Below are 19,886 nucleotides of genomic sequence, written 5' to 3' on the forward strand. Positions count from 1 at the left end.
GGAGCGGCCGATGATAACGTTTTGGAAGTGGGCTTTGAAGAACACGGAGATGTGCAGGACGAAGTCAGCTGCCGGGACGGCCAGCTGTTCGGCGGTGACTCCGCCGATGGGGCAGGTGACCATGAAGCCCAGGGTCCACAGCACCTGGCTGGTGAAGCGCAGACGGCCCTGGTAGATGGTGAACAGCCAGTTAAATAGCTTCACACCCGTCGGGATGGAAATCAGCATCGTCGCCAGACCGAAGAAGGCGTTGACGCTGGCACCCGAACCCATGGTGAAGAAGTGGTGCAGCCAAACCATGAAGCCCAGTACCGAGATCGCGCCCGAAGCGTAGATCATCGACTTGTGGCCAAACAGTTTCTTGCCGGTGAACGCCGAGATGACTTCCGAGAACACGCCGAACGCCGGCAGGATCAGGATGTAAACCTCAGGGTGACCCCAGGCCCAGAACAGGTTGACGTACATCATTGGATTGCCACCAAGTTCATTGGTGAAAATGTGGAAATCCATGTAACGGTCAAGCGTCAGCAGTGCCAGGGTAGCGGTCAGGATCGGGAACGAAGCCACGATCAGGACGTTGGCCCAGGTGCAGGTCCAGGTGAAGATCGGCATGTCCATCAGCTTCATGCCAGGGGTACGCATTTTCAGCACGGTGGCCAGGAAGTTGACCCCCGTCAGCGTCGTACCCAGGCCGGATAGCTGTAGCGCCCAGATGTAGTAATCCATCCCCACGCCCGGGCTGTATTGCAGGCCCGACAGCGGCGGATAGGCAACCCAACCGGTCTTGGCGAATTCGCCGACGCCCAGGGACAGGTTGATCAGCACCACGCCGGAAACCAGCAGCCAGAAGCTCAGGGAGTTCAGGAACGGGAAGGCAACGTCACGCGCGCCGATCTGCAGCGGCACTGCAAGGTTCATCAGGCCGGTGAAGAATGGCATCGCCATGAAGATGATCATAATCACACCGTGGGCGGTGAAGATCTGGTCATAGTGTTCAGGTGGCAGGTAGCCAGGCGAACCCTCGGTGGCCATGGCCAGCTGGGTACGCATCATGATGGCGTCGGCAAAGCCGCGCAGCAGCATGACCATGGCGACGATGATGTACATCACGCCGATTTTCTTGTGGTCGACCGACGTCAGCCACTCGGTCCACAAGTAAGTCCACTTCTTGAAGTAGGTGATTGCAGCGAACAGTGCCACGCCACCGAGCGCGATCATGGCGATGGTCACCATTACGATCGGTTCGTGGAACGGGACCGCTTCCCAACTTAATTTACCAAACATCGTTTACTCCTCTGCCCCGGCAGCTGAATGCGAGTTCATGTCCGTAGCGGCCACTTCTTTCTCTTTCTTCTCGTGCTTGACCTTCGGGCCTGGTTTCATGCCTTCGTACTTGTCGACGATGATCTGGAACAGGTTCGGCGTCACCGAGGAGTAGAGCTCGACTGGGTTGTTCTGGCTCTGCTTGGAAAGGGCTGCGTATTCAGCTTGTTCAAGCTGTTTAGGTGCCTTTTTGACTTCACTTACCCAGGCGTCGAAATCTTCCTGGGAAGTTGCGATCGCTTTGAATTTCATACCGGTGAAACCGGCACCGCTGTAGTTGGCGGAGATGCCGTCCATTTCAGCGTTGCGGTCGGCGATCAGGTGCATTCTGGTCTGCATGCCCGCCATCGCGTAGATCTGGCCACCCAGGCCCGGGATGAAGAACGAGTTCATCACGGCGTCGGAGGTGATCTTGAAGTTGATTGGCGTGTGCGCCGGGAACACGATCTTGTTGACCGTGGCAATGCCTTGTTCCGGGTAGATGAACAGCCACTTCCAGTCCAGCGCGACCACTTCGATGGTCACAGGCTTCACGTCGGATTCGATCGGACGGTACGGGTCCAGCTCGTGGGTCGACTTGTAGGTGATGTAACCCAGGGCAATGATGATCAACACCGGAACAGTCCACACCGCGATCTCGATCTTGGTGGAGTGGTTCCATTTAGGCGTGTAGGTCGCCTTGGTGTTGGATGCGCGGTATTTCCAGGCAAACAGGAAGGTCATCACGATGACCGGGATCACGACCAACAGCATCAGCAGCGTTGCGGTGATGATCAGGTTTCGCTGTTCCAGGCCGACCTGGCCCGTGGGATTGAGCAAGGTCATGTTGCAGCCTCCCAGCAACAACGTGCCGAGCAGCGGCAATAAGCCTAGTAGTCTGGGGTACCTGTTTTTACTCATCTCACGACCTCTAAAGCAGCTTGCGCAATGCAGTTGGGTTTTGATCGCCAACACTTCACCCTGCCAAGGGTTGGCATTTTTCTTGGATTGAATAAGGGCTTGCCCGTCGAGCGTCAGAGGCGTTTCGACAAATCCTGGGCCAGCGGTGAGTTCTTATTCGAATTCGTGGTCAAAGGCCTTGTTACAGCCCAATTCCATTTGGTGCGGATAGTTGGAGGCACCGACACCTGGGCGTCACATCAGGCCAAAAGGCCTCTCGACACCCTCGTGCCACTCATGCACCAGAGCCAGGGTGAGCAGTGCCGGGAATTCAGTGCGGGCGATTGTAGATATGTAGCGTTTCATAAACCATGTCTTATCCCGAAATAATTTTTATCCCAGCCCGCAACAATCCTGACTCAAATCTGTAAAAGTGGCGCATCTTATCGAAATTGATTCTCAACAAAAACACCAAAAATAGTAGGGCTACCACCCGCGATACAGACAGTATCGAAGGCGCGGCAACCACCCTCGACTCCGCCCTAGCCCCGATATGACAAGGCCTCTGGCAATTCGCCAGAGCCTGTTAAAACTGCCTGCTCCGCTGTGACCCAGAGAAAATCCGGCGACGCTCATATGCACCAATTTCATTGCAGGACACCGCACCAATCCGACACACGAAAGGGCGCTGCGACACTCGCGATGTGACAACATGTCGCAGACTTGTCGCACCCCTGATTGCCGCGCATCACGGTCTTTTTCCCTGGCCCCTGAAATGCAAAAACGCCCCGGCCCCCTCATTGAGGACCGGGGCGTTTTGCGTCTGTCGCAATAATGCCGCCGATGATTTCAGTGCAGCGCCTTGCGATTGCGCACCGTCAGCAACGGCACCAGCACCACCACCAGCACGAAGGCCAGCAGCGCCCATTGCGCCAGGGACAACCCCAGGATCGGCGGGTACGGCGTGGAGCAGAAACCGTCCACCTGGAAGCCCAGCGGGAAGATCTTCGCCAGCGGCAAGCCGTCGACGATCGGTTGCAGCACATCGATGCCGCAACTGACGGCCGGATAGAACTGCGTGTAGACGTGATGCCCGGCCACCCCGACGCCCGCCAGGGCGCAAATGACCACCAGGGTCTCCAGCACCGTGATGCTGCGCCGGGTGCGCATCGCCGCGCCGATGAACGCGAAGAGCGCGATCAACAGCAGCGCATAACGCTGCAGGATGCACAACGGGCACGGGGCCTCGCCCAACACTACCTGCATGTACAACGCACCGCCGATCAGCGCCAGACAGATGATGCCCAACAGCACCAGGTAGCGCCGTTCACGGCCCAGACGCATCGTTTCCTCGCTCATCGTGTTTCCCTTTTGACTATCGATTGCCCGCCAGTTTACACGCTGGCCTTGACCTTTGAGAGCCTGGCGCGTGCAAGCGGGTATCGTGGGAATAGACGACAGGTCGGTTAAGACGGGATTAACCGTAACGACCCTGGCCCCGCGAACTCGGCCTGTAGCAGCTTCACAAACGCCTCACGCGCCGGGTGCCGCCCTGCGCTCTCGTGCCAGTAAAAAAGGTTGTCGACGCTTGTCAGTTCCGGGAATTCATATCCCTGGCAACCGGCGCTGAGACAATACTGCTCATAGATTCCACGGGGCACCAGCGAGACGCCGGCACCGGCACTGACGCAGCCAACGATGGTGCCATAGCTGGCGATGCTGACAATCGGCTGTACCTGGTCATGGCGCAACAGCCACTGTTCCAGCGCGAAACGGTACGGGCATCCCGGCGGCCACATGAAAATCGCCTTGCCCTGCAGATCAGCCGCCTGACGCAAAGGCCCATGGGAGGCGGACGCGATGAGAATCAAATCTTCGCGGTACATCACTTCCCGCTGCAGTCCCGGGCGTTCAACGTTTACCGCCACGAACGCCCCATCCAGCCGCCGATGCTGGGTGTCGTCGAGTAATTGAGCCCAGGTGCCAGTGCTCAACTCCAGCATCACCTTTGGGTAAAGCTCGTGGTACTTGGCCAATAACCGAGGCAATCGCCCAGTGGCAGTGGACTCGATGGCACCAATACGTAGAGGTCCGCTCGGCGCACAGCCGGGTGCCAACGCCCTGCGCGCTTCCTCGGCCAGGCCGAGGATTTTCGTCGTGTACTCAAGAAACACCTCCCCGGCGGGCGTGATCCGTAATCCTCGGCCATCGCGAGAAAACAGCGCAGTACCGAGTTCACGCTCCAGGGACTTGAGGCGGGCGGTGATATTGGACGGTACGCAATGCAGCACCTCAGCCGCACGCGCGATGCTGCCGAGATGGTGAACGGTGTTGAACATGCGCAGTTGGGACAGTTCCATAGCTCACCCAAAGTGAATACTTGAGTCAGTTTAAGTCACTTGTAGTGAATCCGGATGATTTTGATAATTCGACTGCGCGCACTTCGCTTACGTCATCACACTTTGTATAAACAGGACGTTTTATGGATTTGATTCAGCGCATGAACCTGAGCCTCGTCACAAGGCCCGGCGTGAAAGTCGCCCTGGCGACGTTTTTCGTGATCCTTTGCTGGGCCTATTCGCCCACTGGAATCCACATCGGGTTAGTGGCTTACGAGCCCGGTCATTTGGCGCTGATCCGCTTTCTCATCGCCTCGACGTTCATGGCCGGGGTGGCATGGGTGGCGGGTATTTCCCTGCCGCGCCTGAAAGACCTGCCGCTGTTGGCTGTGCTGGGATTCTTTGCTGTCAGCCTGCACCACATAGCGATCAACTATGGTCAACGAGGCGTCAGTGCCGGTGCGGCCAGTGTACTGGCACAATCCACCCCGCTATTCAGCACGTTGCTGGCGCATTTCGTGTTCAAGCAGCGTGTCAACCGCTGGCAGTGGTTCTGCGTACTGGGTGGTTTGCTCGGTGCCGCTGTCGTGGTCACCAGTGATCGTGGTTTTGGTGAGCTGGATGCGCACGGGTTGCTGATCCTGCTGGCGGCGTTGTCCTGGAGTCTCTATTTCGCCCTGCAAAAAAGCCATTCCCATCGCTACAACGGACTGACGATGGTGTGCTACACCATTTGGTCTGGCACCGCGCTGTTGCTTGTCTACGCACCGGGCTTGTGGAGCGAAGTGCAGAACGCCTCGACTTCGGTCAATCTGGCGGTGCTCATCCTGGGTATATTTCCCAGCGCCCTTGCATACCTCGCCTGGGCCTACGTGCTGGCGCACAGCAATGTGAGCCGCGCGTCCATTTCGCTTTACCTGATACCGCCTACCGCCATGTTGATGGCCTCGGTGGTTCTGGCTGAACGCCCTTCGATCATGGTCATTATCGGGATGGTCATCGTGCTGGCGAGTGTACTCGCCCTCAATTTGCAGCCATCGAGAGTATCGGTGCCTGCCAACAACGTATGAATAGAGGGGCTTTCGCGAGAAAGCCCCGTAAGCGATAAATCAGTCGCCGTAGATATCAGACTTGAAGTACTGCTGCGAAATCTTCTGGTACTCGCCACTGGCGCGAATCCCGTCGATTGCGTTGTTCAGCTCCGATACCAGCTCGGTATTGCCCTTGCGTACCGCAATCCCGGCGCCCTCGCCCACGTATTTCGGGTCTTTGAGCTCCGGGCCGGCGAATGCGTAGCCCTTGCCGCGCGGCATCGACAGGAAGTCGTTGAGCGGAATGGTGTCGGCAAAAATGGCATCCAGGCGGCCGGCCGCCAGGTCCATGTAGATTTCTTCGTTGTTGCTGTAGCGCTTGACGTTGATGCCCTTGGGTTCGAAGACCTCGGTCGCGTAACGGTCGGTGGTGGTCGCCCGTTGCACACCAACGGTCTTGCCCTTGAGACTGGCGTATTGATCATCCACGACCGCGCCTTCCTTCATGACCAGGCGCGATGAGGTGAAGTAATACTTGTGGGTGAAATCCACCGACTTCTTGCGGTCTTCGTTGATGGTCATCGACGACAGTGCCATGTCGATTTTCTTCACTTTCAAGGAAGGAATCAGGCCGTCGAACTCACCCTCGACCCACACACACTTGACCTTCATCTGCGCGCACAGGGCATTGCCGATGTCGTAGTCAAAACCCGCGATCTCGCCCTTGTCGGTCTTGGAGGCGAACGGCGGGTAGGCCGCTTCGATGCCGATGCGCAGGGTTTTTTCGGCGGCAAACAGGCTGCTGCACGCCACCAGGCTCAGGGCCAGACCAGTGATGAGGGGGAATTTCTTCATGTTCGTTCTCTCGCGGGTTGTTGTTGGTTTGGCAAGATGGAAGAAGAGCAGAAACGGTAGGAGCCTTTTTTGTACTTGTAAATCCATACTGGACTTTTATGTATTAGGCGTCAATTGGGTAAATGCGGGGCGTGCTGGCCGATGGTCGGGTGGCGTGTGAGGAGTTTGTGGGTGAAGCGAATGGCCTCTTCGCGGGCAAGCCTCGCTCCTACAGGAGCCGGCTTGCCGGCGAAGGCGTCTTTGAACACTGCGCAGGTCTTTTGGACCCCTTCGCTGGCCAGCCAGCTCCTACAGCCAGCGATCCGCCGCCGCATGATCGCTGTCACGCCCTTCGACCCAACGCGGGCCATCGCTGGTGTTTTCCTTCTTCCAGAACGGGGCGCGGGTTTTCAGGTAGTCCATGACAAAGGCGCAGGCGTCGAATGCCGCCTGGCGGTGGGCGCTGGCGGCGCCGACGAAGACGATGGGTTCGCCGGGCTCCAGGGAACCGATGCGATGCAGCACCTCCAGCTTGAGCAAGGGCCAGCGCTGCTCGGCCTCGATGGCGATCTTGCCGAGGGCTTTTTCGGTCATGCCCGGATAATGCTCGAGGAACATCCCGGCGACATCCAGGCCGTCATTGAAGTCGCGCACATAGCCGACAAAACTCACCACCGCCCCGACGCCGACATTGGCGTCGTGCATGGCGTTGACTTCGGCACCGGGATCGAACGCGGTCGATTGCACGCGAATGGCCATGTCTCAGCCCCCGGTCACGGTGGGGAAAAACGCCACTTCATCGCCATCGCTGACCGGTTCGTCGAGCTGGCACAGGTCTTCGTTGCGCGCGCACATCAGGTTCTGCTCGCGCAGCACGTCAGCACCCTCACGTTGTGCCAGTAACGCCCGCACGTCGTCGACAGTGGCGAACTGGCCTTCGACCTTCACCGAATCCACGCCCAGCGCTTCACGGTAACGGGCAAAAAACTTCACGGTGACGTTCATGATGGATCCGCCTGAAAATGACCGCTCTTGCCGCCGACCTTCTCCAGCAGGCGCACGCTTTCGATGGTCATGCCGCGATCCACGGCCTTGCACATGTCATAGATGGTCAAGGCGGCGACACTGGCAGCCGTCAGGGCTTCCATCTCGACCCCGGTCTGACCGGACAACTTGCAGCGCGCCACGATGCGCACGCTGTCGTCGCCTTCGGCACTGAGCTCGACCTTGACGCCGGTCAGCACCAACGGATGGCACAGGGGAATCAGATCGCTGGTTTTTTTCGCTGCCTGAATGCCGGCAATGCGCGCCACGGCGAACACATCGCCCTTGGGGTGACCGCCGCTGACGATCATCTGCAGGGTTTCGGGCAGCATGCGCACCAGCGCTTGGGCCGTCGCTTCACGGAACGTCACGGCTTTTTCGGTGACGTCGACCATATTGGCGCGACCTTGGGAATCGAGATGAGTCAGCACGGGGTTACTCCTGATCAGGAGTTCCGATTGTAAACCTGTGGGTCAGATTTCCGCACGCCAGATTATCGGATGGACGCATTCCTGTAGAAGCTGGCTTGCCAGCGATGATGGCCTTGAATTCAACGCAAGCATCAAGGCCCCTTCGCTGGCAAGCCAGCTCCTACAAGGTTTTTGTCGGGCATAAAAAACCGGGCGGGTTTGGGGCCGCCCGGTTTTGGGTGAAGGTTACAGATGCGATTCGGCGTATTCGGCCAGAATCGAACGAGGCACCCCTTGCAGGGTGATGTGCACGCCGTTAGGGAAGTCCTTGAAGCGTTCAGTCAGGTACGTCAGCCCGGAACTGGTCGCGGACAGGTAAGGGGTGTCAATCTGTGCCAGGTTGCCCAGGCACACCACTTTGGAACCGGCACCGGCACGGGTGATGATGGTTTTCATCTGGTGCGGTGTGAGGTTCTGGCATTCGTCGATCAGGATCAGGCTCTGCTGGAAGCTGCGCCCACGGATGTAGTTGAGGGATTTGAACTGCAACGGCACTTTGCTGAGGATGTAGTCGACGCTGCCATGGGTGCTTTCGTCATCCATGTGCAGGGCTTCGAGGTTGTCGGTGATGGCGCCCAGCCAAGGCTCCATTTTTTCCGCTTCGGTGCCGGGCAGGAAGCCGATCTCCTGGTCCAGGCCTTGCACGCTGCGGGTGGCGATGATGCGGCGGTAGCGCTTGCTGACCATGGTCTGCTCGATGGCCGCGGCCAGCGCGAGGATGGTTTTACCGGAACCGGCGGCACCGGACAGGTTGACCAGGTGGATGTCCGGATCGAGCAAGGCATACAGCGCCAGGCTCTGATAGATGTCACGCGGCTTCAGGCCCCAGGCTTCCTGGTGCAGCAGCGGTTCCTGGTGCAGGTCCAAAATCAGCAGCTTGTCTTCCTCGATCTCCTTGATCCAGCCGACGAACCCCTGCTCATCGATGATAAATTCGTTGATGTGCACGGCGGGTAGATTGTCGATCAACTGGACCTGGTGCCAGGTGCGACCGTGGTCCTGACGGGTCTCGACCTTGCTCACCCGGTCCCAGAAGGAACCGGTCATGTTGTGATAGCCATTAGGCAGCAGCGATACGTCATCGACCAACTGGTCGGTGCTGTAGTCCTCGGCCGCGATCCCGCAGGCGCGGGCCTTGAGGCGCATGTTGATGTCTTTGGTGACCAGCACCACGGGCTTCTTCGGCTCACGCGCGTGCAGGTCGATCAGCTGGTTGATGATTCTGTTGTCGTTCAGATGCTCAGGCAGAACGATGTGGGGTTCGGCCTGCTTGCTCATCAGAATTGACAGCAATCCCTTGGGTCCGCTCTTGCCCCGCTGGATCGGCACGCCCTGCTCGACGTCCTCGGGTGAGGCATCGCCCAAGGTCTTGTCGATCAGCCGGATGGCCTGACGGCATTCGGCGGCTACGCTGTGATGCCCGCTCTTGAGCTTGTCGAGTTCCTCAAGCACGGTCATCGGGATCGCGACGTGGTGTTCTTCGAAGTTGAGCAGCGCATTTGGATCGTGAATCAATACGTTGGTATCGAGTACATAAAGGATTGGCTGGTTGGAAGAAGAGCTACGTCCGTGATCATCCATACTCGGTCACCTTTGTCAGAGCCAGTGGACGCAATACCTTGGCGGTGCTGCGCCTCGAAGTGACTACCGAATACACCTGCGGGGACTCAAGTGTTCTGCCTACATGCGGGGTCTTGGGAGACGCCACCTGTGTTGCAGGTTTCGGCGGTCTGTCTTCGTAATACTCCAAAACCCATGACAGAAAAAAGCACTTTGACGCTTTTTTGAAGTTTATTTTGCAGAGTGACGAAAAGGGCTTGGCGGACTGCCATCACCCGTTTACAGTCGGAGATCAACCTGCAGCAAAATCCCCCCTAAAATCGCCGTTTATCCAATGTTTGCTGGCTTTGGCCGTTTTCAGCGAAACCCTTCCTGACAGTCCTCCCAACCGATCCCGCTTTGCGCCGTTTGCGTGATCAGCCACGGCAACGCCGTTTTCACCCCGTCCTGTTTCACGTTGTAATTGATCACTCCGTGACGCCACAGCAGCATCAGGGTCAACACCCGTTGCGCACTCTGGCTGCCCTTGAGCTTGCCAGCACCGTCCTGGGCATCGATGTCCCACAGGGCGACTTGCAGGCCTTGGGCCTTGAAGAAGGCGGCGTCGGCGCGGCGCTGGCCATCGGGCGGGCGAAACAGTGGCACGAAGTTCTCAGGCAATTTGTTCCTGGCCAGCTCGACGCTGCGGCGTACCGAGTCCTGCCAGTGCTGCCAATGGCTGTGGGAGCGAAACTCCCAGCCTTGTACACCGATGCACTGGGTTGACCAGGTTTCTTGCACGCTGGCCACCGAGCGCTCGCCCAGACGGGCCTGGAGATCCTTGCCGAGAACGAAGAACGTGCCGCTGAGGTTGGCCTTGCGCAGGTACTCGGCAATCCAGTCGGTATTGTCCGGCACGGCATTGGCGGCGCTGTCGAACGTCAAGAGAAACAGCCGGTCATGCATCGCGTCGCCATTGCGCTCATAGTCACCGAAATGATCGACTTCACTGCTGGTTTGCGGAAACAGCGCCGCCTTGCGCAGTTGCTCATCCAGGTATTGGCTGTGGAACAGGCGACTCGGCTCGGCCCACCTTATGTAGTAGCTGTCCTCGCCGAGCTGAAACTTGCCGGCCTGCTCGCGCAGGGTGGCCATGTCCTCGACCAGGAAACAGAAGGAGGCATCCTGATCGCAACTTTGCTGGGCGAAATCGTAGTTGGCCAACAGGCGTTGCCATAGGCGCTGGCGAACACGATTGACCGACTCCAGGTTGATCGTGCGCAGGCCCAGGCGTTGCGCCAGTGCCGCCTCGTCCAGGGACTCACTGGCCAGCAGCACCCGGGCGAACATGAGGATTTCGGCTCGCGACGCGACGTCGAACAGGGTCGGGTTGTCGAGTTTTTCCGGCCAGGTGCTGCGATCCAGCGTCGCCACTTCACCCGGCGCCGCCATGACGCCGAGGCTCAGGAGCCAGGCTGTGAGCAGAAAAACGATACGCAATGGGATGTCTCCATAACAAAACCCGCGCGGCACTATAGCTGATCCGACCTGCCCCCTGATGATCGTTCCCACGCTCTGCGTGGGAACGATCACCGTCCGGCACCTATTACACCCATAGCTGGAGTCAACGATGACAACCCCCTAGAATCGCCGTCACGATTAAAGGAGACGACTTGATGCTGATGGTGATTTCCCCCGCCAAGACCCTCGACTACGAAACACCGCCGGCGACCCAGCGCTTTACCCAGCCGCAGTACCTTGACCATTCGCAGGAGCTGATCCAGCAGTTGCGCGAGCTGACGCCGGCGCAGATCAGCGAGTTGATGCACGTTTCCGACAAGATCGGCGGGCTCAACGCCGCCCGCTTCGGCAGCTGGACACCCGCCTTTACCCCAGCCAACGCCAAGCAGGCCTTGCTGGCGTTCAAGGGCGACGTCTACACCGGGCTCAATGCACAAACCTTCAGCGAAGCCGACTTCGACTACGCCCAGCAACATTTACGCATGCTTTCCGGCCTCTATGGCCTGCTGCGCCCCCTGGACCTGATGCAACCGTACCGCCTGGAAATGGGCACCAAGCTGGCCAATGCCCGGGGCAAGGACCTGTATGCCTTCTGGGGCACGCGTATCAGTGAATGGTTGAATGAAGCCCTGGCCGATCAGGGCGATGACGTGCTGCTCAACCTGGCTTCCAACGAGTATTTCTCGGCGGTCAAGCGCAGCGCCTTGAATGCACGCATCATCAACACCGACTTCAAGGACCTGAAGAACGGTCAGTACAAGATCATCAGCTTCTACGCAAAAAAGGCCCGGGGCATGATGAGCCGCTTCGTCATTGAGGAGCGCATCAACGATCCGCAAGCCCTCAAGCAGTTCGATGTACAGGGCTATCGCTACAGCGCCGAGCAGTCTAAACCGGACAACCTGGTGTTCCTGCGCGACCACGCACCAGAGTGACATAACGGGCGGCGCACGACCTTCCAGATCCCTCGTGCGCCCCTCATTGATCCCCTCATTGATCCCCTCCCAATCCCACGCCATTTCCGTCATTTTTATGACGCCAAAAAACAAATTGTCAATTTTCTAACTTTAGTTTCACTCGACTTCGATCATTTTTTTCAGTAGTGGCACTGAAAATTTTTACCCGTAGTGGCAAATAACTATCCCCTTCAATAATCCGCCTATATATAAAGGGCGAAACGGCAAGTGCTATCAATTTGAGAGCAGTGCCATCTTTGTCAATATTTCAAGAAATTTCAGATTTCGTGAGGGGCTGACCGGAACTATGTCCGAATGCACCGCTCATACCACCGGTAACGATTCTCGCCGAGCATGTACGAGATAACTTACGCAGAACAGTGATCATTGCAGTGAAGTTGTAATACTAACTTGCACTGACTTATCCCTGATTTGGGCAACACCAGAAGGGACAGGAGATATGCACCATTACTATCCCCTACAAGGCCAAGGCCGCACCCCTATAAACGTGCTCACCCGGGCACCAAACCGCTTGATCTACGGGCTTTCGGCCTGACATCGAGCGCGCAGGATCATTGCACGAATTTCTTCTGAACAGAGGACTGGCTGCATAACAGGGCAAGTCATAACAACAAGGCCTAGTTGCGCACACCTTGAGTGCACTTATTTGACACTCGGAACTTTCATGCCAGCACGCGGTATTGTCGCGCCTGCCAGGCTTAACTTCCGCATGCACTATAACCGCTGAACACCATTAACTCCGGCCATCTAATGGCTTGATCAACACTGAGGTAAATGCGATGCGCATCAGCATATTTGGTTTGGGTTACGTTGGCGCAGTCTGTGCCGGTTGCCTGTCTGCACGGGGCCATGACGTCGTTGGCGTTGATGTTGCCAAAGACAAGATCGATATGATCAACGCAGGCAAATCGCCAATCGTTGAGCCGGGCCTGGGCGAACTGCTAGCCCAAGGTATCCAGACTGGTCGTCTGCGCGGAACCACCAACTTCGCCGAGGCGATTCGCGACACTGACCTGTCGATGATCTGTGTCGGTACGCCGAGCAAGAAGAACGGCGACCTGGAACTCAACTACATCGAGGCCGTGTGCCGCGAGATCGGTTTTGTCCTGCGCGACAAGACCACCCGTCACACCATCGTGGTGCGCAGCACCGTGCTGCCAGGTACCGTGGCCAACGTGGTCATCCCGATTCTCGAAGACTGCTCCGGCAAGAAGGCCGGTGTCGATTTCGGTGTGGCGGTCAACCCTGAGTTCCTGCGCGAAAGCACGGCCATCGCCGACTACGACCAACCGCCAATGACCGTCATCGGCGAGTTCGACAAGGCCTCGGGCGACGTTCTGCAATCGCTGTACGAAGAACTCGACGCGCCGATCATCCGCAAGGACATCGCCGTTGCCGAGATGATCAAGTACACCTGCAACGTGTGGCACGCCGCCAAGGTGACCTTCGCCAACGAGATCGGCAACATCGCCAAGGCCGTCGGCGTCGATGGTCGTGAAGTGATGGATGTGGTCTGCCAGGACAAGACCCTGAACCTGTCCCAGTACTATATGCGCCCGGGCTTCGCCTTCGGCGGTTCCTGCCTGCCCAAGGACGTGCGTGCCCTGACCTACCGCGCCGGTTCCCTGGACGTCGAGGCACCGCTGCTCAACTCGCTGATGCGCAGTAACGAGTCCCAGGTGCAGAACGCGTTCGACATCGTTTCCAGCCACGACAAACGCAAAGTCGCGCTGCTGGGCCTGAGTTTCAAGGCCGGCACCGATGACCTGCGCGAAAGCCCGCTGGTAGACCTGGCGGAAATGCTGATCGGCAAGGGCTACGACCTGAGCATCTACGACAGCAACGTCGAGTACGCCCGTGTCCACGGTGCGAACAAGGACTACATCGAGTCGAAAATCCCGCACGTGTCGTCCTTGCTCAATTCCGACTTCGACGCGGTGATCAACAAGTCCGACGTGATCATCCTCGGCAACCGTGACGAGAAATTCCGCGCCCTGGTGCAGGACGTCCCGCACGGCAAGCAAGTGATCGACCTGGTCGGCTTCATGTCCAAGGCCACCAGCGAGGCTGGCCGGGCTGAAGGTATCTGCTGGTAAGCAACACCCCTTGTAGAAGCCAGGCTTGCCGGCGAAGCGTACGACGAGGTTTGTCACGTACGCCGCCTTCGCGGGCAAGCCTCGCTCCTACAGCCCAATCGGGCCTCGCCCGAGATCTAGACGGATGCAGATTATGCACAGGCTAAAGCACGGTCTACTCCAGGCCGCCGGTTGGCTGTTCTACCTGAGTTTACTAATGGGCATCGCCATGGCGCTGCCTGTGTCCACGTTCGACTCCGAGTCGAAGGACTTCATTTTCCTGATTGGTATCGTCGGTATCTGGCGCTACTCGATGGGGGCCACGCACTTTGTGCGCGGCATGCTGTTTCTGTACGTGGTCTACCCGCACCTGCGGCGCAAAGTGCGCAAGCTGGGCAAGGCGGCGGACCCGTCCCACGTATTTTTGATGGTCACCAGTTTCCGTATCGATGCCCTGACCACCGCACAGGTCTACAGCTCGGTGATCCGCGAAGCGATCGACTGCGAGCTGCCGACCACCGTGGTCTGCTCCATCGTCGAAATGTCCGATGAACTGCTGGTCAAGAGCCTGTGGAACCGGATGAATCCGCCTGCCCGGGTGAAGCTCGACTTCGTGCGCATCCCCGGCACCGGCAAGCGCGATGGCCTGGCCTTCGGTTTCCGCGCCATCTCCCGTCACCTGCCGGACGACCGCGCCGTGGTGGCCGTGATCGATGGCGACACCGTGCTCGGCGAAGGCGTCGTGCGCAAGACCGTGCCGTGGTTCCAGCTTTTCGGCAATGTCGGTGGCCTGACCACCAACGAATTCTGCGAAGTGCGCGGCGGCTACATCATGAGCGAGTGGCACAAGCTGCGTTTCGCCCAGCGTCACATCAACATGTGCTCGATGGCCCTGTCCAAGCGCGTGCTGACCATGACCGGGCGCATGTCGGTGTTCCGTGCCACCGTGGTCACCAACCCGGAATTCATCGCCGACGTGGAAAGCGACTCGCTGCAACACTGGCGCCTGGGTCGCTTCAAATTCCTCACCGGCGACGACAAGTCCAGCTGGTTCAGCTTGATGCGCCTGGGCTACGACACCTTCTACGTGCCTGATGCCGCGATCAACACCGTTGAGCATCCGCCGGAAAAAAGCTTCATCAAGGCCAGTCGCAAGCTGATGTTCCGCTGGTACGGCAATAACCTGCGCCAGAACTCCCGCGCCCTGGGCCTGGGGATCAAGCGCCTCGGTGCGTTCACTTCCGTGGTGCTGTTCGACCAGAGAGTGTCGATGTGGACCTCGCTGCTGGGCCTGACCGTGGCGCTGATCGCCAGTTTCAAGTACGGCACCGCGTTCATCCTGGTGTACCTGCTGTGGATCGGCATCACCCGCCTGATCCTGACCCTGTTGCTGTCCTGCTCCGGCCACCGGATCGGGCCGGCCTACCCGGCGATTCTCTATTACAACCAGATCGTTGGCGCGCTGGTGAAGATCTACGTGTTCTTCCGCCTCGACCAACAGTCCTGGACTCGCCAGCCCACTGCCCTGACCCGTGATCTCGCCAGCTTTCAACGTTGGTTCAACACCTGGTCGTCTCGGACCATGACCTTCTCCGCCGGCAGCATTTTTGTCGCCGTGTTGCTGATGATGGTCTGACCGCCCCCTTTTTGAATTAACCAGGAAATCGCCCTTATGAATACCGCCGTCAACGCCAACGTAGTGCACGAATCTGAAGCCCAGCGCCAACACGCCCGAGTGAAAATCCCGGCCAAGCTGCGTTTCTTCGGCCCTGACCGGACACCGGTCGAAGCGCGAGTGATCGACCTTTCCGCCGGTGGCCTGGCCTTCAATGCCGGGCAACTGCCACTGAAGATCGGCGACAAGTACAAGGCCCGCCTGCAATTCGTCATCGACAACCTCGGCCTGGCCATGGACGTCGAGTTGCAAGTGCGCTCCTGCGATCGCGAGACCGGTCGCACCGGTTGCCAGTTCCAGAACCTGGAACCGCAAGACATCTCGACCTTGCGCCACCTGATCACTTCGCACTTGGCCGGCGACATCGTCACCATCGGCGAAGTGCTGGCGACCCTGCAGCGCGACAACTTCACCAAGGCGCGCAAGATCAAGGACGGCGGCCACGGCATGAGCGCCTTCGGGCGCATGAAAGCGGTGACCTTCAGCCTGGGGATTTTCGTCGTCGGCCTGGCGGCGTTCGGGTTCATTTTCAAGTCGGTGTACGGCATGTACTTCGTCAGCCACGCCCAGGCGGGCCTGGTCAGCGTGCCGGGCGTGAACATCACCATGCCCCGCGACGGCACCGTGCAGAGCCTGGTGAAAGCCGACGGCGTTGCCGCCAAAGGCGCGCCACTGGCGACCTTCAGCACCAGCATGCTCGACGTGCTCAAGGGCCACCTGGAAGACGATCAACTGGCCCCGGCCAAGGTTGAAGAGCTGTTCGGAAAGCAAATGACCGGCACCCTGACCTCGCCTTGCGATTGCACCGTGGCCCAGCAGATGGTCGCCGACGGTCAGTACGCCAGCAAGGGTGACGTGATCTTCCAGCTGGTGCCGCGCAACACCGAAGCCAACATTGAGGCGCGCTTCTCCTATCGCCAGTTCGGCGACGTGTTGCCAGGCACCGCGGTGCGCTTCCAGATCGCCGGCGAAGACAAGACCCGCACCGGCAAGATCGTCAACAGCACCAGCCTGAAAAGCGCCGACCTGTCCTCCGACATCCGAGTGCTGATCCAGCCTGACGAAGCCCTGGACAGCAGCCTCGCCGGCCGCCCGGTGGAAGTGAACAGCGACCGTGGCCCGAACCTGAACTGGCTGATCGACAAAGCCATGGCTGCTGGTCTGTAACCGGAGGACATGCCTGTGACGATTCCACCCATACTCAGAACACCACAAACCCTGTGGGAGCTGGCTTGCCAGCGATTGGAACACCTCAATCTTTCTGAAATACCGAGTCGCCTGAATCGCTGGCAAGCCAGCTCCCACAGGGGTCATATGGTGTGCTCGCTGGCGCTTGCAGTCAGCCTTACCGGCTGCGCCGGCCTGCCCGACCAGCGCCTGGCCAACGAAGCGCTCAAGCGTGGCGACACCGCCACCGCCGCGGCGAACTACCAGCAGCTGGCAGCGCTGGGCTACAGCGAAGCCCAGGTCGGCCTGGCCGACATCCAGGTCGACAGCCGCGACCCGGCGCAGATGAAACAGGCCGAGGCGACTTACCGCGCCGCCGCCAGTGTTTCGCCGCGCGCCCAGGCCCGTCTCGGCCGTCTGTTGGTGGCCAAGCCTGGCTCCACCGAAGCCGAGCACAAGGAAGCCGAAGGCCTGCTGAAAAAAGCCGCCGCCGCTGGCGAAGGCAACACCTTGATCCCGTTGGCGATGCTGTACCTGCAGCACCCGCACAGCTTCCCCAACGTCGATGCGCAAAAGCAGATCAGCCAATGGCGCGCCGAAGGCAAGCCGGAAGCGGGTCTGGCGCAAGTGCTGTTGTATCGCACCCAAGGCACCTACGATCAGCACCTGGATGACGTGGAAAAGGTCTGCAAGGCCGCGCTCAACACCACCGACATCTGCTACGTCGAACTGGCCACGGTCTACCAGAAACAAGGTAAACCCGAACAACAGGCCGAGCTGATCAAGCAGATGCAGGCGGCGCACAGTCGCGGCACCGTGTCGGCGCAACGTATCGACAGCGTCGCACGCGTGCTCGCTGATCCGACCCTGGGCACGCCCGACGAAAAAACCGCGCAGTCGCTGCTCGAACCCATCGCCCCGGGCTACCCGGCGTCCTGGGTCACCCTGGCGCAACTGATCTACGACTTCCCGGAACTGGGCGATGTCGACCAGATGATGAAGTACCTGGACAACGGCCGCGCCGCCGACCAGCCGCGCGCCGAGCTGTTGCTGGGCAAGCTCTACTACGAAGGCAAGATGGTCCCGGCCGACGCCAAGGTCGCCGAGGAACACTTCCAGAAAGCCGTCGGCCGCGAAGTCGCAGCCGATTACTACCTCGGCCAAATCTATCGCCGTGGCTACCTGGGCAAGGTCTATCCGCAGAAGGCGCTGGATCACCTGTTGACCGCTGCGCGCAACGGCCAGAACAGCGCCGACTTCGCCATTGCCCAACTGTTTTCCCAAGGCAAAGGCACCAAGCCTGACCCGCTCAATGCGTACGTCTTCAGCCAATTGGCCAAGACCCAGAACACCCCGCAAGCCACCGAGCTTGCGCAAACCCTCGAAGCCCAACTGCCGCCTGCGCAGCTGGCCGAGGCCCAGCGCCTGTTGAAACAGGAACAGTCCGTTCGCGGCAACTTGAGCCAGAACACGCTGCAACTGCACGCCCTGCAAGAAGAAGACGGCGAGGAATCCCTATGAAGTTGAATCCATTCATGAAGGCCGGTATCGGCCTGACGTTCGCGCTGATCTGGTCCTGCCCGACACTGGCGGCGATGACAGAAGAAACAAAGAACTACGGCCTGGATGTGAAAATCACCGGGCAGTTCGAAGACGACCGTGACCTCGGCACCCAGAGCGGCGGCGACGTCAACGGCCTGGGCCTCGACCTGCGCCCATGGGTCTATGGCGAAAGCGGCGCGTGGAGCGCGTATGCCATGGGCCAAGCCGTGACGTCTACCGACATCATCGAGACCGACACCCTGCAGGAATCCGAAGGCACCGAGAACACCGTCAACAATGATCGCAAGACCAAGAAGAACTACCTGGCGATGCGCGAGTTCTGGGTCGGCTACAGCGGCTTCACGCCCTACCCTGGCGAAATCCTGAAATTCGGTCGCCAGCGCCTGCACAACGATGACGGCCAATGGCGCGACACCAACATCGAAGCCCTGAACTGGACCTTCGACACCACCCTGTTGCGCGCCAATGCCGGTGTCGCCGAACGCTTCAGCGAGTACCGCACTGACTTGAAGGAACTGGCGCCGAAGGATAAGGATCGCCTGCACGCCTTCGCCGATGCCGAATACCAATGGACACCGGGTCACTGGGCCGGTATCCGCGGTCATCACACCCACGATGATGGCAAGCTCGACTACCCGGAGCCGGGTGTGGCCGGCGATTCGCTGGACAAGAAGCAGAACGGCGACATCAGCTGGCTGGGCCTGCAAGCCAACAGCGACGCCTATAACTGGCGCAACACCAACACCGTCAACTACTGGGGCAGCATCACCGGCATGAGCGGCGACCGCGACACGGTCAACCCGCTGAACGCCGATGGCAGCGCACCGGCACAAGCCAAGCGCAGCGGCGATGTCGACGGCTGGGCCACTGACGTGGGCGTGCGCCTGCGCCTCGATCCGCAATGGCAAGTCGGTGCAGCCTACGCCCGAGCCAGCGCCGATTACGAACAGAACGGCCTGGAAAGCAACCGCTCGAACTACACCGGCACACGCTCGCGGGTACACCGTTTCGGCGAAGCCTTCCGTGGCGAAATGAACAACATGCAATCGGCCACGCTGTTCGGTTCGTGGATGCTCAACGACGAATACGACGCCAGCCTGATCTACCACAAATTCTGGCGCGTCGACGGTAACAAGCCGATCACCAGCAACGGCATCGACGCGGTGCAGAACAACACCGACGACGTGACCGGCGCGGTGCTGTCCAGCACTTCCCTGCCGTTGAACAACGGTGACAAAGACCTCGGCCAGGAAATGGACCTGGTGGTCACCAAGTACTTCAAGCAAGGCCTGCTGCCGGCGGCGCTGAGCCAGAAGATCGATGAGCCTTCGGCCCTGGTGCGCTTGCGCGGTGGTGTGTTCAAGCCGGGCGATGCCTACGGCAAGGAAGTCGATTCGTACATGCACCGCGCGTTCGTCGACGTGATCTGGCGCTTCTGATGCACATTGC

General features: G+C 59.3%; 17 protein-coding genes. 7 read left to right on the plus strand and 10 right to left on the minus strand.

Annotated features, from left to right (window positions below):
* The 4 genes from ACIO0C_RS28430 to ACIO0C_RS28445 all read right to left on the minus strand — a co-directional run.
* Positions 1-1,284, minus strand: a 1,284-nt coding sequence (locus ACIO0C_RS28430) for a cbb3-type cytochrome c oxidase subunit I (protein WP_401317374.1), incomplete at its 3' end; no start/stop codon positions are given.
* A 3-nt stretch (positions 1,285-1,287) separates the two neighbouring features.
* A complete protein-coding gene (cyoA, locus tag ACIO0C_RS28435; protein WP_033038503.1) occupies positions 1,288-2,223 on the minus strand; it encodes a ubiquinol oxidase subunit II in 936 nt (311 codons plus the stop codon).
* An 828-nt stretch (positions 2,224-3,051) separates the two neighbouring features.
* Positions 3,052-3,561 (minus strand): disulfide bond formation protein B, encoded by a 510-nt coding sequence (locus ACIO0C_RS28440; RefSeq protein ID WP_032831667.1) that lies wholly within the window; start codon positions 3,559-3,561, stop codon positions 3,052-3,054.
* 107 nt (positions 3,562-3,668) lie between these two features.
* The gene (locus ACIO0C_RS28445) at positions 3,669-4,562 is read right to left on the minus strand and encodes a LysR family transcriptional regulator (protein WP_401317376.1); all 894 of its coding nucleotides are present in this window, start codon (positions 4,560-4,562) and stop codon (positions 3,669-3,671) included.
* A gap of 122 nt (positions 4,563-4,684) precedes the next feature.
* Between ACIO0C_RS28445 and ACIO0C_RS28450 the strand changes: the two genes are divergently transcribed.
* Positions 4,685-5,611 carry a DMT family transporter gene (locus ACIO0C_RS28450; RefSeq protein WP_401317379.1) on the plus strand — a complete coding sequence of 309 codons (927 nt, stop codon included), beginning with the start codon at positions 4,685-4,687 and terminating at the stop codon, positions 5,609-5,611.
* A 39-nt stretch (positions 5,612-5,650) separates the two neighbouring features.
* Here ACIO0C_RS28450 and ACIO0C_RS28455 read toward each other — a convergent pair whose 3' ends face one another.
* The 6 genes from ACIO0C_RS28455 to ACIO0C_RS28480 all read right to left on the minus strand — a co-directional run bounded on the left by ACIO0C_RS28455 (position 5,651) and on the right by ACIO0C_RS28480 (position 10,959).
* Complete coding sequence (locus ACIO0C_RS28455) at positions 5,651-6,427, minus strand: ABC transporter substrate-binding protein (RefSeq protein WP_401317381.1); 777 nt, start codon at positions 6,425-6,427, stop codon at positions 5,651-5,653.
* A gap of 288 nt (positions 6,428-6,715) precedes the next feature.
* On the minus strand, positions 6,716-7,165 hold the full coding sequence (gene moaE, locus ACIO0C_RS28460; RefSeq protein ID WP_401317384.1) for a molybdopterin synthase catalytic subunit MoaE: 450 nt from the start codon (positions 7,163-7,165) through the stop codon (positions 6,716-6,718).
* Positions 7,166-7,168: 3 nt separating this feature from the next.
* Positions 7,169-7,411, minus strand: a complete 243-nt coding sequence (gene moaD, locus ACIO0C_RS28465) for a molybdopterin converting factor subunit 1 (protein WP_008060537.1) — start codon at positions 7,409-7,411, stop codon at positions 7,169-7,171.
* Positions 7,408-7,881 carry a cyclic pyranopterin monophosphate synthase MoaC gene (gene moaC, locus ACIO0C_RS28470; protein ID WP_401317386.1) on the minus strand — a complete coding sequence of 158 codons (474 nt, stop codon included), beginning with the start codon at positions 7,879-7,881 and terminating at the stop codon, positions 7,408-7,410. Before moaC ends, moaD begins: the two co-directional genes overlap by 4 nt.
* Positions 7,882-8,106: 225 nt before the next feature.
* Positions 8,107-9,501, minus strand: a complete 1,395-nt coding sequence (locus tag ACIO0C_RS28475; RefSeq protein ID WP_008060535.1) for a PhoH family protein — start codon at positions 9,499-9,501, stop codon at positions 8,107-8,109.
* Between the two features lie 336 nt (positions 9,502-9,837).
* Positions 9,838-10,959 carry a polysaccharide deacetylase family protein gene (locus tag ACIO0C_RS28480; protein ID WP_401317389.1) on the minus strand — a complete coding sequence of 374 codons (1,122 nt, stop codon included), beginning with the start codon at positions 10,957-10,959 and terminating at the stop codon, positions 9,838-9,840.
* Positions 10,960-11,135: 176 nt separating this feature from the next.
* On the opposite strand from ACIO0C_RS28480, the gene yaaA reads away from it, so the two are divergent.
* From yaaA to ACIO0C_RS28510, 6 genes are all read left to right on the plus strand, one after another.
* On the plus strand, positions 11,136-11,915 hold the full coding sequence (yaaA, locus tag ACIO0C_RS28485; protein WP_180205791.1) for a peroxide stress protein YaaA: 780 nt from the start codon (positions 11,136-11,138) through the stop codon (positions 11,913-11,915).
* A gap of 821 nt (positions 11,916-12,736) precedes the next feature.
* Positions 12,737-14,053, plus strand: a complete 1,317-nt coding sequence (locus ACIO0C_RS28490; protein WP_401317392.1) for a nucleotide sugar dehydrogenase — start codon at positions 12,737-12,739, stop codon at positions 14,051-14,053.
* A gap of 133 nt (positions 14,054-14,186) precedes the next feature.
* On the plus strand, positions 14,187-15,668 hold the full coding sequence (gene alg8 / locus ACIO0C_RS28495; RefSeq protein ID WP_401317395.1) for a mannuronan synthase: 1,482 nt from the start codon (positions 14,187-14,189) through the stop codon (positions 15,666-15,668).
* A gap of 36 nt (positions 15,669-15,704) precedes the next feature.
* Positions 15,705-16,874, plus strand: coding sequence for a PilZ domain-containing protein (locus ACIO0C_RS28500; protein ID WP_401317397.1), 1,170 nt, complete (start codon positions 15,705-15,707; stop codon positions 16,872-16,874).
* A 9-nt stretch (positions 16,875-16,883) separates the two neighbouring features.
* Positions 16,884-18,395 carry an alginate biosynthesis TPR repeat lipoprotein AlgK gene (gene algK, locus ACIO0C_RS28505; protein WP_401317400.1) on the plus strand — a complete coding sequence of 504 codons (1,512 nt, stop codon included), beginning with the start codon at positions 16,884-16,886 and terminating at the stop codon, positions 18,393-18,395.
* Positions 18,392-19,876 (plus strand): alginate export family protein, encoded by a 1,485-nt coding sequence (locus ACIO0C_RS28510; protein WP_401317403.1) that lies wholly within the window; start codon positions 18,392-18,394, stop codon positions 19,874-19,876. Before algK ends, ACIO0C_RS28510 begins: the two co-directional genes overlap by 4 nt.
* Positions 19,877-19,886: the final 10 nt, after the last annotated feature.

This window comes from Pseudomonas sp. NPDC087336 (assembly GCF_044744285.1).
Classification (GTDB): domain Bacteria; phylum Pseudomonadota; class Gammaproteobacteria; order Pseudomonadales; family Pseudomonadaceae; genus Aquipseudomonas.

Bases quoted from the DNA above. Each gene is read 5' to 3' on its own strand.
- ACIO0C_RS28450 (WP_401317379.1), top strand. From the start codon at position 4,685: ATGGATTTGATTCAGCGCATGAACCTGAGCCTCGTCACAAGGCCCGGC.
- moaE (WP_401317384.1), bottom strand. From the start codon at position 7,165: ATGGCCATTCGCGTGCAATCGACCGCGTTCGATCCCGGTGCCGAAGTC.
- ACIO0C_RS28455 (WP_401317381.1), bottom strand. From the start codon at position 6,427: ATGAAGAAATTCCCCCTCATCACTGGTCTGGCCCTGAGCCTGGTGGCG.
- ACIO0C_RS28440 (WP_032831667.1), bottom strand. From the start codon at position 3,561: ATGAGCGAGGAAACGATGCGTCTGGGCCGTGAACGGCGCTACCTGGTG.
- cyoA (WP_033038503.1), bottom strand. From the start codon at position 2,223: ATGAGTAAAAACAGGTACCCCAGACTACTAGGCTTATTGCCGCTGCTC.
- moaD (WP_008060537.1), bottom strand. From the start codon at position 7,411: ATGAACGTCACCGTGAAGTTTTTTGCCCGTTACCGTGAAGCGCTGGGC.
- ACIO0C_RS28490 (WP_401317392.1), top strand. From the start codon at position 12,737: ATGCGCATCAGCATATTTGGTTTGGGTTACGTTGGCGCAGTCTGTGCC.
- yaaA (WP_180205791.1), top strand. From the start codon at position 11,136: ATGCTGATGGTGATTTCCCCCGCCAAGACCCTCGACTACGAAACACCG.
- ACIO0C_RS28510 (WP_401317403.1), top strand. From the start codon at position 18,392: ATGAAGTTGAATCCATTCATGAAGGCCGGTATCGGCCTGACGTTCGCG.
- ACIO0C_RS28475 (WP_008060535.1), bottom strand. From the start codon at position 9,501: ATGGATGATCACGGACGTAGCTCTTCTTCCAACCAGCCAATCCTTTAT.
- ACIO0C_RS28500 (WP_401317397.1), top strand. From the start codon at position 15,705: ATGAATACCGCCGTCAACGCCAACGTAGTGCACGAATCTGAAGCCCAG.
- algK (WP_401317400.1), top strand. From the start codon at position 16,884: ATGCCTGTGACGATTCCACCCATACTCAGAACACCACAAACCCTGTGG.
- alg8 (WP_401317395.1), top strand. From the start codon at position 14,187: ATGCACAGGCTAAAGCACGGTCTACTCCAGGCCGCCGGTTGGCTGTTC.
- ACIO0C_RS28445 (WP_401317376.1), bottom strand. From the start codon at position 4,562: ATGGAACTGTCCCAACTGCGCATGTTCAACACCGTTCACCATCTCGGC.